The sequence below is a fragment of the Paenibacillus sp. 203 genome (assembly GCF_037027525.1).
Taxonomy (GTDB): domain Bacteria; phylum Bacillota; class Bacilli; order Paenibacillales; family Paenibacillaceae; genus Paenibacillus; species Paenibacillus polymyxa_B.
This window is the reverse complement of sequence record NZ_JAXCHD010000002.1, coordinates 240063-255539: the sequence shown is the minus strand read 5'-3', so window position 1 is coordinate 255539 and position 15477 is coordinate 240063. Positions and strand designations below refer to the sequence as shown.

Here is a 15477-nt window from a genome sequence, read left to right as displayed (position 1 = left end):
GGCTTTTTTGATTTCCTGGGACAAGGAAAGGCATGGGGGTGGGTATAAAATATTCCATTTCTATCCCATACTATAGGGTGAATACGGGTCATATAGATGCGTAAAGCGAAAGGAAGATCACCCATATGGAACAATACAGCAATCTAACATCTGGCAATGAGGAAAGTGAAGCGCCAGATCAACCAGAAATTGGGCAAAGACCCGCTTTACCTGCTATGGAGGTTTTGCAGCAACTGGGTCAAACCTCCATGCCTGGAGGCGAGTCCAATATTTTTTGCATGACGATTATCGGTCAAATTGAAGGGCATCTCATTTTGCCGCCTCAAAACAAAACGACAAAATATGAGCACATTATTCCCCAGTTGGTAGCGGCAGAACAAAATCCTCGTATCGAAGGATTAATGATTTTGCTGAATACAGTTGGTGGTGATGTAGAGGCAGGACTAGCTATTGCTGAAATGATCGCATCGATGAGTAAACCAACGGTGACCATTGTCATAGGTGGGGGGCATAGCATCGGTGTGCCGATTGCTGTGTCTTCCACTTATTCCTACATTGCGGAGAGTGCGACGATGACCATTCATCCCATTCGTATGAACGGTCTGGTCATTGGAGTACCACAAACTTTTGAATACATGGAAAAAATGCAGGAACGTGTTGTACGCTTCGTCGTTTCTCATTCTCGTATTACAGAAGAGCAGTTTAAGGAACTGATGTTTAAAACCGGTGAGTTAAACCGCGATATTGGTACAGCGGTTGGGGGAGCCGATGCAGTGAAGTATGGATTGATGGACGCGGTTGGAGGCATCGGAGAGGCTTTAAAACAGCTGAACACCATCATTGAAACGCGGCGTCAGCAAAACGGGATCGCTGGGATTCAACAACAGGCTCCGTATGCTCCTTTTTCTCCTAGTGCCACAGGAACTCCTACAGAGACACTGTCAGGGGAGCCTAGTGGGGAGCTACCACAATGACACTATATACTGTAATGCCAATGGAAATGGTATGGCAAGGGATGTGGAAAGAGGCTGAGGAGTTTGCAGAAGTTCGGGTAGACGGTCTACTTATGCAAGTACAGCCGCTTGAAAGTCGTCGGGGGATCATTGTACGGTTGTTGGACTGTCCGTTGGAAGCCTACCTGAATCCGCGTTATGGACCAGGTCAAGTCATCGAGTGGTCGTAGAAGGTGTCGAGTAGTATAGAAATAGGTCGTTTACTGTTGAAAAAGAACATATGTGCGGATACCGGGTGACGTGGTATAATATTCTTCTGGGGGGTGACCTTGTATGTCCAGAAGAAGAAAAAGAAAAAAGAAAGCCGCATTTGGCGGAGTTCTAAAATTTGAAATTTACGGCATTGTGCTGATTACATTAGCGGTCATTGCGTTGTCGGGTGAAGCGGCGGTTGGTCGGTCGCTATCCAAGATGTTTGGGCTCGTACTGGGGAAATTCTATTTTGTTATCCCTCTGATTGGCATTTATTATGGTCTGATGGTGATGATTCACCGCAAGTGGCCGAACCAGTGGAACTCCCGTAAAACGGGTTTGCTCCTGTTAGTATTTGCCTTTACACTTATGAGTTCTATTTCATCTATGGAGCAGCGTTTGGGACCGATCAACTCGCTTCAGCCGGGCGGAGTGATGACCCAGATACATATAGATATGCGTGAGCAGTTGCTGTCGCCTGACCAGCAGGGCCATACCTCAATGCTGAACAAGGATATCAGCGGGGGTTACGTAGGCGCATTGCAGCTTACTGTTCTGTTATGGCTGTTTGGTCTCACAGGAGCTAAACTGATCATGATTGTTATGTTCGTCATTTGTTTCATGCTGATGACCCAACTGTCCTATGTGGATTTGGTACGGATTGTAAAGACCAAGCTGCTGACTGCCGGGGGAAGCGTGCGCAAAAAATGGACTGGTAAAGCTACTCCGCTTTCAGCATCAAGCAAAGGCAGTGGAAATAGAAAAATCAAGTCTGAGCCCATTCCTGCCTATGAGGAAGACATGGATGATGACTTTGACGAAATGCAGCCTCCTGCACGCAAACAGCCGATTTTCTTTCAGTTGTTTGGCCTCAAAAATTCAGGTAAAGCGGACAAGGATGAGCATTCCGTCCATACGGATGAGGATGATCATGATCTTCCATATGAAGCTGAGGACGCGCAGGCCCAGTGGAGAAACGGCAACCAGAGTGAAGAGATGTCTGACGTAGTCGAACACGTTGAGCAGGAAGCTGCAACTCTGGTAAAAAGGTCGCCGATTATTAGGGATTTCTTCGAACAAGTAAAGCATGAGGAAAGAAGACCGGAAGCTGAATTTGGAGAGTCCCTGACAGGAGCAGAGCAGACAACTTCCATTATTGATGAATCCCTGGATGATGACTTTGTGGATGCCAATGCAAATACGGATATGGATGATTCGACAGCGATCCAGGGGACATTAGAAGGTGCTCAGGGACAAGCTCAGACGATTGCAACTGGGGGGGCAGGCGAAGAGGCTGAAGGTAACCATACAGCTATTCCGGCTCCGCCGCCGCCTAAACCGTACAAGCTCCCATCATTTCGTTTACTTGCTAAACCACAAAACGCAGGCAAAGGTATGGGACAAAAGGATTACATGCAAACGGCACGCAAGCTGGAGGCAACGCTGGAAAGCTTCGGTGTGCGGGCCAAGGTGCTGGAGGTTGTCCGTGGCCCTGCCGTAACGCGTTATGAAATTCAGCCGGACATTGGAGTAAAGGTCAGCCGCATTGTGAGTCTGACGGATGACATTGCGCTTGCGCTTGCTGCCAAAGATATCCGTATGGAGGCTCCGATTCCTGGAAAATCTGCTATCGGAATTGAGGTTCCGAATAATGAAGTTTCCATTGTAACGATGCGTGAGGTAATGGAGACAACCGTTTTCCAGGAGTCAGCTTCCAATTTATCTATTGCATTCGGACGTGATATCGCAGGACAGACGATTGTCGGTAATTTGGCCAAGATGCCCCATCTGCTTGTAGCTGGGGCAACTGGTTCGGGTAAATCAGTGTGTATCAATGGGATCATTACGAGTATTTTGTACAAAGCAAAGCCGGATGAGGTCAAATTTTTGATGGTCGATCCTAAAATGGTGGAGTTGAACGTGTACAACGGAATCCCGCATTTGTTGGCTCCGGTCGTGACTGATCCAAAGCGAGCCTCACTTGCATTGAAGAAAATTGTAGTTGAAATGGAAAAAAGATATGAGTTATTTTCCAAATCAGGAACCCGTAATATTGAGGGATATAATAATCTGATGAAAGATAACCCGGATGCATTTCTGCCTTACATCGTCGTTATTGTGGACGAGTTGGCAGATTTAATGATGGTAGCTGCGGGAGATGTGGAGGATGCGATTGCACGACTTGCCCAAATGGCGCGTGCAGCAGGCATCCACCTTATCATTGCAACGCAAAGACCTTCGGTTGATGTAATTACCGGGGTGATTAAAGCCAATATTCCTTCACGTATTGCCTTCGGCGTTTCCTCGCAGGTAGACTCCCGTACCATATTGGACATGGGTGGAGCCGAGAAGCTACTCGGACGTGGTGATATGCTGTTCATGCCAATGGGGGCTTCCAAACCAGTCCGCGTTCAGGGAGCATTCATGAGCGATCAAGAAGTCGAAAATATTGTTAGCTACGTACGTGAACAGGGTGAGGCGCAGTATGATGAAACGCTAGTGCCGGAGGTGGAAGAGGTATCGGCTGATGCAGATGAAATGCAGGATGAGCTGTACGATCAGGCGGTCAACATCATTTTAGAGGCTAAACAAGCTTCCGTTTCGCTCCTTCAGCGCCGTATGCGGATCGGTTATACACGTGCTGCTCGACTGATTGACTCCATGGAAGCTCGCGGAGTCATCGGCCCTTATGAGGGCAGCAAGCCCCGTGAGGTCCTTATCTCAATGGAGCAATATCAGCAAAATAAAGTAAGTTCCTAAGCATGATCTCTATCCAGCACTACATTAAAACGCTGTTTGTTCGCATGGTGGTTGTTCTAATATGACAACTCCGAGTGCACAAACAGCGTTTTTTTGTGATGTTTTTTGAGGTGTGGCGACTACCTGCTGAAAGAAGATTAAAAGGGTGAATAGCTTTAAGCGGACCTTGTCATAATAAACGTAGCCATCCTGTTAATCCCACAAAAGAAAGGTAGAGCGCAGCATATGAAAAAGACAATGGTCTGGATTTGCACGGGTATCCTCGCAGCCTCGGCTATTACGTACACAGGACTTTTTAAAAGTGACTCTGCACAGCAGCAAGCAGAGCCGCTGAGCACACAGCAGAAAGTACAAGCGGCGCAACCTTCTCAGCCGACATTCAGCTCGGGAGCGGTTGATTTTGGATCTTACGGTCAGGATGTATATGAGTTGCAATCACGTTTGAAGTTGCTGGGCTTTTTTGGCGGGAAAGTGGACAGCCATTTTGGCAGCAGTACACTAAAAGCTGTTAAGGGTTTTCAAAAGGAATTTGGCATCCGTCCTGATGGAGTGGTCGGAGCAAAGACGAAATTAAAGCTGGTGAATGCTACTCCTAACTGGAAGCCAACGGAAACTCCTATGCATCGTAACAATCAAGGTTCCGCTCAGGGACAGACAGCAGACAATAACGATAAAGCGGATCAAAATGATGAAACGATGGGATCGGCCAACACCATGGGACTATCTGAAAACGATCTTAAAATTATGGCCAACGCGGTCTACGGTGAATCCCGCGGCGAGCCGTTTGAAGGACAAGTTGCCGTCGCGGCTGTTATTTTGAACAGGGTCAAGTCACCTAGCTTTCCCAACTCACCATCTGGAGTGATTTTTCAACCAGGAGCTTTCACAGCAGTAGCAGACGGTCAAATCTGGCTCACACCGAATGAGAATGCACAAAAGGCGGTACGCCAAGCCCTGAACGGCTGGGATCCAAGCGGAGGATGTCTCTATTATTTTAACCCAAAAACAGCCACCTCTAAATGGATTTGGTCCCGTCCGCAGGTGAAAACCATCGGGGAACATATTTTTTGCATGTAAAACTCCGAAGCAGCCGGGAGCTTGTCTCCGGTTGCTTCTTGGCTTTTGCATGGTTAGAATAAAGATTGGTACACTTTACCTCTTTACAGGAGGAAGATTCACAGCAGCTAATGCTTTGCTAATCAAAGGCTAGACGCAAATTGACGTCACAAAGGAGTTTTGGACTTGAACAAAACAGGTTTCGAGCGTGGCACACGCAGACAACTGAGGATTCATGTACTGCCGACCAAGCGCTTTAAGACGTTTGCTATATCATTGTATGTAGGCACTCCGCTACGGGAGGACACCGTAACTCGAGTGGGGCTGGCACCTTTCGTTCTGCGACGGGGTACAGAATCGTATCCGCAGACTACACAATTCAGAGAACAGTTAGAGCAATTGTATGGCGCGGGTTTCGGTTTCGATGTGTATAAACGTGGAGATTATCAGATCGTGCAATTTCGCATGGATACGATTAATGACAGCTTTGTAAATAGTCCAGATAGTTTACTGGATCGTTCGTTTTCTTTTCTCGGAGAAGTACTAACGAAGCCTGCATTGGAAAATGGTGCATTTCAAACGGGATACGTCCAGCAGGAACGAGAAAATGTGCGTAAGAAGCTGGAATCTATAGTTAACGATAAAATACGTTATGCTGGTGAGCGCTGTATGGAGGAAATGTGCAAGGATGAGCCTTATCGTTTGCACCCTCTTGGTCAACGATCTGATCTGGACAGTATAGATGCACAGAGCTTGTATAAGGCTTATGGAGAATGGCTGAATCATGCCAGCATGGATTTATACGTTGTGGGAGATACGACGCTAGAAGAAGTTGAGAAGTTTGTTGATCGCTATTTTCAATTGAACCGTTCAGCGGAAACAGGGTATGTTCCTGAACAGCCCAAGTCGGTAGAGCGTGATGTTCAAACCGTTGTAGAGCGTCTTGATGTGAACCAGGGCAAGCTCAACATGGGGTTGCGCACCCCTATTACGTATGGAGACGATCGCTATGCTTCCGCTCTGATGTACAATGGCATTCTGGGCGGGTATCCGCATTCAAAGCTGTTCGTTAATGTGAGGGAGAAGGAAAGTTTGGCGTATTACGCTTCATCACGGTATGACGGGCATAAAGGTATTGGTACGATTCAATCTGGTATTGAAATTCCTAATTATGAAAAAGCGGTTACTATTATCCGCATGCAACTGGAAGATACGCAAAACGGAGCGATTACTGAGCTGGAAATGACCCAAACGCAGGCGATGATTCGCAACTTGCTAAAGGAGATGCAGGATTCCGCTTTTGAAATGATCGCCTATGATTTTAACAGACAGCTTTCCGGTAAAGAACGGACAGTAGATGAGCTGCTGAGTCAGGTGGAGGCAGTCAAGGTGCAGGATGTTCAGGATGCCGCCCGGACGTTCCGACTGGACACTATTTATTTCTTGAGAGACCAGAAGGGGGAATAGCGGTGAAGCATATACCTTATGAGCATTTGCAGGAAACGCTGTACTATGAAGTAATGGATAACGGTTTACACGTTTATGTGTTGCCCAAACCGGGTTTTCAGAAGACATACGCCACATTTGCAACTAAATACGGCTCAGTTGATAATCATTTCCGCGTAGAAGGTCAACAGCCCGTAAAGGTGCCGGATGGCATAGCCCATTTTTTGGAGCATAAAATGTTTGAAGAGCCTGAAGGCGATATTTTTGCTACCTTCTCCTCTAATGGGGCATCGGCGAACGCATTTACCAGCTTTGATCAAACAGTATATCTGTTTTCGGCAACCGAGCGTATTCAAGAAAATTTGACCACGCTGGTCAATTTTGTGCAGCATCCTTACTTTACAGATGAAAATGTAGAAAAGGAAAAAGGCATTATTGGCCAGGAAATTAATATGTATGAAGATAACTCTGATTGGCGGAGTTACTTTGGTCTGATCGAGGCGTTGTACAAGGTTCATCCGGTGCATATTGATATCGCAGGTACTGTTCAATCCATCAGTACGATTACAAAAGAAACGCTGTACAGTTGCTATGAAGCTTTCTACCACCCAAGCAATATGATTCTTTTTGTAGTGGGCGGAGTGGATCCAGCTGAAGTAATAGAGCTGGTACGTAACAATCAGGCCAAAAAGGACTATAAGTCGCAGGGAGAGATTGAGCGGATTTTCGACGATGAACCCACTACAGTTGCAGAACCACGTCGTGAGGTGAAGCTGGCCGTTTCTCTGCCAAAGCTACTGTTTGGATTCAAGGAGGCTGAAGTAGGCCTAACGGGTGAAGAATTACTTCGTCATGATCTGGAAACCAAGCTGATGCTTGATCTCCTGTTTGGTTCCAGTACACAACTATATCAAAAGCTCTACGATGAGGATCTGATTTCGGACAGTTTTGGTCATGAGTACAATAGTACGCAGCAATATGCATTCTCTGCAATCGGCGGGGATACCAAAGACCCGGATCGGCTGTTGGCGAGAATACGTGAAGAGGTGGAGTCCATTCAGAAGCAGGGCTTTGCAGCAGAACATTTTGAACGGGCACGCAAAAAGAAAATCGGTGGTTATCTGCGTACACTCAATTCACCAGAAAATATTGCACATGAATTTACAAGACATCGCTTCCGGGGCAGCGATTTTTTCCAACTGCTCCCTATTTATGAAAGTATCAGGCTTGAGGATGTAAATCGCCGTCTAAAAGACCATATCCAGTGGGATCAACTCGCAATATCACTAGTGGTGAGTCCGTAATGTCCAGGGAGAGGGAAACAATGACCACCGAGGGCGGAGAATTAAAAGCAATTGGCGATACAACCGTGCTGATTACAGGAGCGAGTGGCGGAATTGGTGCGGCTATTGCTGAGCGTTTTGCAGCTGTAGGGATGAATGTTGTCATTCACTACATGAAGTCACATGAAAAAGCAAATGAAGTTGCCCGTCGTTGCATGGCTTATTCAGGCAAGGTAATGACCGTGTCAGCGGATCTGCGGAGCAAGGAGCAGATCGAACGCATGCGGGAAAAGCTGGATAATCACGGGATGAAGCCGGATATTCTTGTGAACAACGCCGGATTATCTCATTATGGGCTGTTGACAGATGTTTCGGAAGAGGAATGGGACGAAGTGATGGCCGTCAATGTTAAGGGAACCTTTCTGTGCACGCAGGTTTTTATGCCACATATGATTTCCCAACGCTATGGCCGCATTGTGAATGTTTCCTCCGTGTGGGGGATATGTGGCGCATCGTGCGAGGTGTTGTATTCCACCACCAAGGGAGGCATTAACGCTTTCACTAAAGCGTTGGCTCAAGAGGTAGCACCTTCCGGGGTGACAGTGAATGCTGTAGCTCCAGGTGCAGTGGATACGTCGATGCTGGATCATTTGGATAAAGGCGAAATTACCAGTTTGGAAGAAGAAATTCCTGCCGGACGGTTGGCTCGACCTGATGAAATATCGTCCCTGGTTTATTTTCTTGCGCTTCCTGAGTCAGGTTATATTAATGGCCAGGTCATAAGTCCTAATGGAGGATGGGTGACTTAAGGGATAGCGCTTGGAGGAATCCACCAGTATAGTAAGCGTTTGAGAAGAGCATATTATAACTGTTGATTTTAAATCTGAATCATCTAAGGAGGATTTAAGTATGTCAACAGTTGTTCAGAATTTTGATGTTTGGAAAAAGTTCCTTGGTCAGCGTGTAGAGCAAGCGGAGAAGCTGGGAATCAGCCAAGATACCATTTCAGAGCTTGCTTATGAAATTGGTGATTTTCTGGATGAGAAGGTCGACCCAGCGAACCACTCCAACCGCGCACTGAAAGAACTGTGGGGAGTTGCCGATGAGGACGAGCGTCACACCATCGCCCGGCTAATGGTTAAATTGGCTAAGAGCAACGCATAAGTAGGAACCAACATGAAAAGCTCCCTTTTGGGGGCTTTTCTGTAATGGTTACAGAGCTGTTCTTGTAATTCCATTGTAATTTATATATCATAAACGTGATTGAGGCTTACAACACAATGTAACCTATCGAATTTCAATAATTGGTTTTGTCGAAAGATGTTATTTTATGATACAATAATGCTTTGATTTGGAGTTGTTGACGGTTTGAATGTGAATGAGGTGCTAACGTGACGGAAGAAACGAAACAGTGGTACATGGAGTACAAGATACATAAAAATCGACCCGGACTGCTGGGAGACATTGCTTCCATGCTTGGTATTCTGGGGGTTAATATACTGACAATCAACGGTGTTGAAGGGGAAAGACGGGGGATGTTGCTTGAAACGGATGATGACGAGAAAATACGCATTCTCGGAGACACGTTAAAAAAAGCGAGCAACATTACAGTCACGGCCTTACGTGCTCCGAGACTGGTTGATATATTGGCAGTAAGACACGGTCGTTACATCGATCGGGATTCAGATGATCGTAAAACATTTCGCTTTACACGCGATGAGCTTGGGTTGCTGGTCGATTTTTTGGGTGAAGTATTAAAGAGGGACGGCAATCAGGTGATCGGTCTTCGCGGGATGCCGCGTGTGGGCAAAACGGAATCCATTATTGCCAGTAGTGTATGCGCAATGAAGCGTTGGACTTTTGTATCTTCAACGTTACTACGACAGACGGTGCGCAGTCAGCTTTCTGAAGAAGAAATGAACCCAAACAATGTGTTTATTATTGATGGTATTGTGAGTACAATTCGGTCAAATGAAAGACATTATCACCTTCTTCAGGAAATCATGAGCATGCCAAGTACTAAAGTGATTGAGCATCCTGATGTATTTGTACGTGAATCAGGATACAGCTTTGACGATTTCAATATCATTATTGAACTTCGCAATAATCCGGCTGAGGAAATTATTTATGATACCTTTACAGCCAGTTATACAGAAGATCTTTAAATAAGCGTAATTACACAAGGAGATGATGACATGTCAGAACTGGGTCAGCAATTAAAGGAGGCCCGGCTGCAAAAAGGATTGAGCCTTGACGATGTTCAGGAAATGACGAAGATACGCAAACGTTATCTGGAAGCCATTGAGACGGGCGATTACAAAGTGCTGCCGGGAAGCTTTTATGTCAGAGCTTTTATTAAAACATACGCTGAAACGGTCGGGTTGAACCCCGATGAGATTCTGGAAGGGCATCAAAGCAATGTGCCTGAACCTGAGCCGGAAGCAGTGATGGAGCCTGTTACACAGAAACGCTCCAGCCGTCCCGCCACGATTGGTAATCTTAAATGGTTGCCTACAGCGTTAATGTGGCTTTTTCTAGTTCTCATTGTTGGGGTTATTTATGCTTATTGGGTGAGCAACAACCATTCAACTCCAAAAACAGCAGAAAACACAACGCCGATTACAACACCAAGTACAACGCCAAGCACGTCTACTCCTGATACCACTACGACACAGCCGAACAATGGTCAAACGACGGCTCCAAATGGTGCAGGTGGGCAGACTCCTGATGCGGGGCAAACCGGCCAAACTCAGCCAGATGGTACGGGGAGTACGGGTGCTACTACTCCAGATACTGGACAGCAGCCGGATACGACTACGCCACAACAAGGTGTAACTGTGGCACAGGACGGCAAGCAAGGCAAGACGACGATTTTCAAAGTATCCAGTGCAACGGGAGCCACAGCCAAGGTTGATATTAAAGCGACGGGTGAAAGCTGGCTTGAAGTGTACAAGGGACAAAATTCCCGTGGAGAAAAGCTGAGCTACGGTATGACTAAAAGTGGAGATGCCATGTCTTTCGATATTGGTCCGGAAGGTTTATATATCAAATCAGGACGGTCTTCTGCCACAGATATTTCCGTAGCAGGTCAACCGATAACAGATAATAAATCGACTACTCGTGTACTGATCCAGCAAGGAGAAGCTTCCACGACCGGAACGAGTGCAGGAGTGACGGGTTCACCTGCAGATTCTTCGACAGGTAGCAGTACGGATTCAACACAAAGTGGTACAGATTCTACAACTACTGATGGTGAATAAACGCCTTGGTGCAAGGAAATACTAATGACTGTAATTCCTGGAAAGGCAGTCATTTCATTTTCCGCAAAGTGAGGTGTATACGTTATGACCGTCAGCTGGATTGTGACTGGGCTCGGTATCATTGTCAGTTTACTGGGCTATTATCTGACACCGAATGCATGGGGCTATGGCATACTGGGCTTTGGTCTTGCTCACATTGTGCTTGGACTTTTGGATATGTTCCGAACTCCAACACGAAGCCATAATTAGATATTTTGACCGTAATTAAAATAAAGGCGTTTTTGTCAGGAAAACTGGCAAGAACGCCTTTTTAGTCAACGGATTATTGGATTTTTGTAAATGACTAGCCTATAATTAGATATTGAACTTTGTTGTGGAAAGGAAAGTGAAACGATGGCTTCAGAAAATTCATTTGATATCGTCTCCAAAATGGATATGCAGGAGTTAACAAATGCGGTTCATCAGACGGAGCGTGAAATTGAAACACGATTTGATTTCAAGGATAGCAAAAGTAGCCTCAAGCTTGAGAAAGAAGCTCTTACGATTGCATCGGAAGACGAGTACAAGCTTAATGCGGTGATTGATATTTTGCAATCTAAAATGGCCAAACGAGGTCTGTCCCTTAAAAATGTGGAGTATGGCAAATTGGAACCCGCTTCTCTAGGTTCAGTGCGTCAGCGTCTTTCGCTTAAGCAGGGAATTGATCAAGATAATGCCAAGAAAATTAATATTCTTATTCGGGACTCCAAGCTAAAAGTCAAAAGTCAGATTCAAGGTGATCAAATCCGAGTGACCGGAAAAAACAGGGATGATTTACAGGCGATCATTCAATTGCTACGTAAAGCTGATTTGCCATTGGAGCTTCAATTTACAAACATGAAATAAAGCCGTTTTCCCTCATATATTTTGTAGGAAAAAACGTTGCTTGATGTGCGGCAGGTTATTTTGACATGCGTTTTGCGCCATATTATACTTGTAACGAAAATGCAGACAATTCAGGTGTATAGCGCTCGTCGAAAGCGATTTACATAGGATTGAATTTAATCCGAAAACTGCCATTTGTAAGCAAGTACGATAATCAGGGGAGAGTGTGTTGTGAATTTACCCAACAGAATTACAATAACGCGGATTTGCCTTATCCCGGTGATGATGCTGGCTTTGCTGGTGGACTTTGATTTTTATCCGCCGCCGATTGAGATCGGAGCTTTCAAGCTGCCGTATAATCAGCTGATTGCGGCTATCATTTTCCTTGTAGCAGCCAGCACGGATGGTCTTGACGGATATTTGGCACGTAAAAATAATATGGTCACCAATTTGGGCAAGCTGTTGGACCCCCTTGCTGATAAGCTTTTGGTAACCGCTATTTTGGTTTCCTTGGTAGAAATGGGGAAAATTGATTCATGGATTGTCGTTGTGATTGTTAGCCGTGAGTTTGCGGTTACGGGGCTGCGTCAGATTGCCTTACTGGATGGGTCTGTGGTTGCTGCAAGCAATTGGGGCAAATTAAAGACGATCATCCAGATCGTTGCTATTGTAGCGCTGCTCATTAATAATTTCCCGTTTGTTTTTCTTGGTATACCGTTTGATTTAATAGCGATATGGGCAGCAGTGTTGATCACCATTTATTCGGGTATTGATTATTTCGTGAAAAATATCCATTTGCTGAGCTCCTCCAAAGTTTAACAGGATAAATTTTATGGAAACAGCAATAGGGACTAAACTTATTGCTGTTTCTTTATATAATTCCCATAATATTCGCAGTACAGGAGGAAGAATTGATGAAAGCTGAAATAATTGCAGTAGGAACAGAGTTATTGCTCGGACAAATAGTGAATACAAATGCTCAATATTTGTCACAAGAGCTGGCTACAATTGGAATCGATGTATATTTTCAGACTGTGGTTGGCGATAACATAAATCGGCTTCAGGAAGCGATAAGAATTGCTCAGAAGCGTGCGGATATTATTTTGTTTTCCGGCGGTCTGGGGCCGACTCAGGATGATTTGACGAAAGAGGCGATAGCGGCTGTATTGGGGCGGAAATTGCACATAGATCGTCTTGCAATGGACAAGCTAGATCAATTTTTCCGTAACCGTGGGGTAGAAATGACCGAGAATAACCGCCGGCAGGCGCTTTCTATTGAAGGTGCTACTCCACTTGAAAATGAGACAGGGCTAGCTGTGGGCGACGCGATTGCACAGGACGGTAAATTTTATGTAGTTTTGCCTGGACCGCCTAAGGAACTCAAACCTATGTTTGCAAACCAGGCGAAACCTTGGTTGCTTCAGCAGGCATTGAGCGGTGAGGAAATGCCAATTTATTCGAAAATGCTAAAATTTGCAGGGATCGGTGAGTCAGCTCTTGAAACCCATTTGTTAGATCTAATCCAATCCCAGACAGATCCCACGATTGCCCCTTATGCCAAGGAAGGGGAAGTCACGATCCGTATATCCACCAAGGCGGCCAGCGAAAGTGAAGCATTAATTAAGTTGACAGCTACGGAAGTAGAAATTCAGCAGCGTCTTTCGGAGTATATGTATGCAAGCGAGGATGTTGCGCTGGAGAAGGTTATCGTAGATCTAATGGCCAAACGCGAACTCACTGTGAGTGCGGCAGAAAGCTGTACAGGTGGAATGCTGATGGAACAGATTACTTCTATACCTGGCAGTGCTGCTATGTTTCAAGGTGGCATCGTGTGCTATTCCAATGAAATGAAGATGAAGTTACTCAACGTGCCTTATGATTATTTGGAAGGGGACCATGCGCCAGGCGCAGTGAGTAAGGAAGTAGCCCTTGTGCTTGCAGAGCAGGCGAGAATGATCATGGATAGCGATTTTGGACTTTCAGTTACTGGTGTAGCTGGGCCTGGGTATTCCGAACGGAAGCCAGTCGGTCTAGTATATATTGGCATTGCTGAACGCGATAAGGAAACGGAAGTACATGAACTGAGACTGAGTGGCAACCGTGAAACAATCCGACTGCGATCAGTTAAAGCAATCCTGTACAGATTGTGGCGCAGGCTGGTAGAGAACGAGAAACTCTCTTAAACATCTATGTACAGTGTGACTCGTAGAGTTGTTTTAGATAGATATTCATGGTATAATCATCTTATCGGAAGAACCGTTGCAAAGCCTTTTGCCAGCGGTTCTTTTTTTGTTTTAAGAGACAGGTGTAATTATAGAAGAGAGTTGTGCGAATAAAAAAAACGAATGTATGTTCGAAAAAATGCTTGGCAAGCGTGTCAAAACAAGGTATTATTAAAGTACAAACAATGAAGGATGTGAGTTTATTGTCAGATCGTCGTGCTGCGCTGGATATGGCGCTCCGTCAAATAGAAAAGCAATTTGGTAAAGGTTCCATTATGAAGTTGGGTGAGTCTACCCATATGCAAGTGGAAACGATCCCCAGTGGTTCGATTGCTTTGGATATTGCGTTAGGAACGGGCGGCTTTCCAAGAGGCCGGGTTATTGAAATATACGGACCGGAATCATCCGGTAAAACGACAGTAGCTCTTCACGCTATCGCAGAGGTGCAAAAAACAGGCGGACAAGCCGCCTTTATCGACGCCGAGCATGCGCTTGATCCGTCGTATGCAAGCAAGCTGGGTGTCAATATTGATGAGTTGTTACTATCGCAACCAGATACAGGAGAGCAGGCGCTTGAGATTGCCGAAGCCCTTGTACGTAGTGGAGCAGTAGACATTGTAGTTGTTGACTCCGTAGCGGCACTTGTGCCCAAGGCAGAGATTGAAGGCGAAATGGGAGATTCCCACGTTGGTCTTCAAGCACGTTTGATGTCTCAGGCATTGCGTAAGCTTTCTGGAGCCATTAATAAGTCGAAAACCATTGCTATTTTTATTAACCAGCTACGTGAAAAAGTAGGTGTTATGTTCGGTAACCCTGAAACAACACCAGGTGGACGTGCCTTGAAGTTTTACTCTACAGTACGTTTGGATGTTCGTCGTATTGAAAGTTTGAAAATGGGTAACGACATTGTGGGTAACCGCACACGTATTAAAGTCGTGAAGAACAAAGTTGCCCCTCCTTTCCGTCAGGCTGAGGTGGATATTATGTACGGTGAGGGTATTTCCAAAGAAGGTAGCTTGATCGATATCGGTACGGAGCATGACATTGTCGACAAGAGCGGAGCCTGGTATTCCTACGAAGGTGAGCGCCTTGGTCAGGGACGTGAGAATGCTAAACAATTTTTGAAGGAAAATCCGAATATTGCTAGTACGATCGAACAAAAAATTCGGGTGGCCAGCAATTTGATTACGACGGTTGCTCCGCCTACAGAAGAAGAGTTGGCACAGCAAGCGAAGGAAGAACAGGAATTGTTGGAGCTTGAATAAAGCTTGGTGAATCCTGGTTTGTGAACTGGGGCCAGGGTTATGGCACCGTCCGTTTGAATAGCATGATTCTGATGCCCTGCACAGTTGTGCAGGGCATTTTTGCATCAACTAAAGTC

At 45.6% G+C, this 15477-nt stretch carries 15 protein-coding genes; all 15 read left to right on the top strand.

Going from position 1 to position 15477, the window contains the following annotated elements:
• The first annotated feature begins 125 nt into the window (after positions 1-125).
• The 15 genes from WA407_RS04325 (at position 126) to recA (ending at position 15361) form a co-directional block, all read left to right on the top strand.
• Complete coding sequence (locus WA407_RS04325; protein ID WP_336076862.1) at positions 126-974, top strand: ClpP family protease; 849 nt, start codon at positions 126-128, stop codon at positions 972-974.
• Positions 971-1183: a YlzJ-like family protein gene (locus WA407_RS04320; RefSeq protein ID WP_061829428.1), complete on the top strand. Its 213-nt coding sequence runs from the start codon at positions 971-973 to the stop codon at positions 1181-1183. The genes WA407_RS04325 and WA407_RS04320 overlap by 4 nt, the downstream gene beginning before the upstream one ends.
• 103 nt (positions 1184-1286) lie before the next feature.
• Positions 1287-3965, top strand: a complete 2679-nt coding sequence (locus WA407_RS04315; protein WP_336076861.1) for an FtsK/SpoIIIE family DNA translocase — start codon at positions 1287-1289, stop codon at positions 3963-3965.
• A gap of 225 nt (positions 3966-4190) precedes the next feature.
• On the top strand, positions 4191-5042 hold the full coding sequence (gene sleB / locus WA407_RS04310) for a spore cortex-lytic enzyme (RefSeq protein WP_061829426.1): 852 nt from the start codon (positions 4191-4193) through the stop codon (positions 5040-5042).
• A 165-nt stretch (positions 5043-5207) separates the two neighbouring features.
• Positions 5208-6488 carry an EF-P 5-aminopentanol modification-associated protein YfmF gene (gene yfmF / locus WA407_RS04305; protein ID WP_336076860.1) on the top strand — a complete coding sequence of 427 codons (1281 nt, stop codon included), beginning with the start codon at positions 5208-5210 and terminating at the stop codon, positions 6486-6488.
• A gap of 2 nt (positions 6489-6490) precedes the next feature.
• Positions 6491-7771, top strand: a complete 1281-nt coding sequence (gene yfmH, locus WA407_RS04300) for an EF-P 5-aminopentanol modification-associated protein YfmH (protein WP_336076859.1) — start codon at positions 6491-6493, stop codon at positions 7769-7771.
• A gap of 20 nt (positions 7772-7791) precedes the next feature.
• Positions 7792-8559, top strand: coding sequence for an elongation factor P 5-aminopentanone reductase (gene ymfI / locus WA407_RS04295; protein ID WP_061829423.1), 768 nt, complete (start codon positions 7792-7794; stop codon positions 8557-8559).
• A gap of 100 nt (positions 8560-8659) precedes the next feature.
• Positions 8660-8914: a DUF3243 domain-containing protein gene (locus WA407_RS04290; protein ID WP_013309950.1), complete on the top strand. Its 255-nt coding sequence runs from the start codon at positions 8660-8662 to the stop codon at positions 8912-8914.
• Positions 8915-9141: 227 nt separating this feature from the next.
• Positions 9142-9915, top strand: coding sequence for a DUF3388 domain-containing protein (locus WA407_RS04285; RefSeq protein ID WP_013370747.1), 774 nt, complete (start codon positions 9142-9144; stop codon positions 9913-9915).
• A gap of 30 nt (positions 9916-9945) precedes the next feature.
• Entirely contained in the window at positions 9946-11010 is a 1065-nt protein-coding gene (locus WA407_RS04280) for a helix-turn-helix domain-containing protein (RefSeq protein ID WP_061829422.1), read from the top strand.
• 84 nt (positions 11011-11094) lie between these two features.
• Positions 11095-11259, top strand: coding sequence for a hypothetical protein (locus tag WA407_RS04275; protein WP_023988236.1), 165 nt, complete (start codon positions 11095-11097; stop codon positions 11257-11259).
• 144 nt (positions 11260-11403) lie between these two features.
• Positions 11404-11895, top strand: coding sequence for a YajQ family cyclic di-GMP-binding protein (locus tag WA407_RS04270; RefSeq protein WP_013309953.1), 492 nt, complete (start codon positions 11404-11406; stop codon positions 11893-11895).
• 210 nt (positions 11896-12105) lie between these two features.
• Positions 12106-12693 (top strand): CDP-diacylglycerol--glycerol-3-phosphate 3-phosphatidyltransferase, encoded by a 588-nt coding sequence (pgsA, locus tag WA407_RS04265; RefSeq protein ID WP_013309954.1) that lies wholly within the window; start codon positions 12106-12108, stop codon positions 12691-12693.
• Positions 12694-12788: 95 nt separating this feature from the next.
• Entirely contained in the window at positions 12789-14057 is a 1269-nt protein-coding gene (locus WA407_RS04260; protein WP_069291741.1) for a competence/damage-inducible protein A, read from the top strand.
• A gap of 242 nt (positions 14058-14299) precedes the next feature.
• Positions 14300-15361: a recombinase RecA gene (gene recA / locus WA407_RS04255; RefSeq protein ID WP_023988239.1), complete on the top strand. Its 1062-nt coding sequence runs from the start codon at positions 14300-14302 to the stop codon at positions 15359-15361.
• Positions 15362-15477: the final 116 nt, after the last annotated feature.

Excerpts from the sequence above, each read along its gene's own strand:
- sleB (WP_061829426.1), top strand. The coding sequence starts at position 4,191 with ATGAAAAAGACAATGGTCTGGATTTGCACGGGTATCCTCGCAGCCTCG.
- WA407_RS04320 (WP_061829428.1), top strand. The coding sequence starts at position 971 with ATGACACTATATACTGTAATGCCAATGGAAATGGTATGGCAAGGGATG.
- WA407_RS04290 (WP_013309950.1), top strand. The coding sequence starts at position 8,660 with ATGTCAACAGTTGTTCAGAATTTTGATGTTTGGAAAAAGTTCCTTGGT.
- WA407_RS04275 (WP_023988236.1), top strand. The coding sequence starts at position 11,095 with ATGACCGTCAGCTGGATTGTGACTGGGCTCGGTATCATTGTCAGTTTA.
- WA407_RS04270 (WP_013309953.1), top strand. The coding sequence starts at position 11,404 with ATGGCTTCAGAAAATTCATTTGATATCGTCTCCAAAATGGATATGCAG.
- WA407_RS04280 (WP_061829422.1), top strand. The coding sequence starts at position 9,946 with ATGTCAGAACTGGGTCAGCAATTAAAGGAGGCCCGGCTGCAAAAAGGA.
- ymfI (WP_061829423.1), top strand. The coding sequence starts at position 7,792 with ATGACCACCGAGGGCGGAGAATTAAAAGCAATTGGCGATACAACCGTG.
- WA407_RS04315 (WP_336076861.1), top strand. The coding sequence starts at position 1,287 with ATGTCCAGAAGAAGAAAAAGAAAAAAGAAAGCCGCATTTGGCGGAGTT.
- WA407_RS04325 (WP_336076862.1), top strand. The coding sequence starts at position 126 with ATGGAACAATACAGCAATCTAACATCTGGCAATGAGGAAAGTGAAGCG.
- WA407_RS04260 (WP_069291741.1), top strand. The coding sequence starts at position 12,789 with ATGAAAGCTGAAATAATTGCAGTAGGAACAGAGTTATTGCTCGGACAA.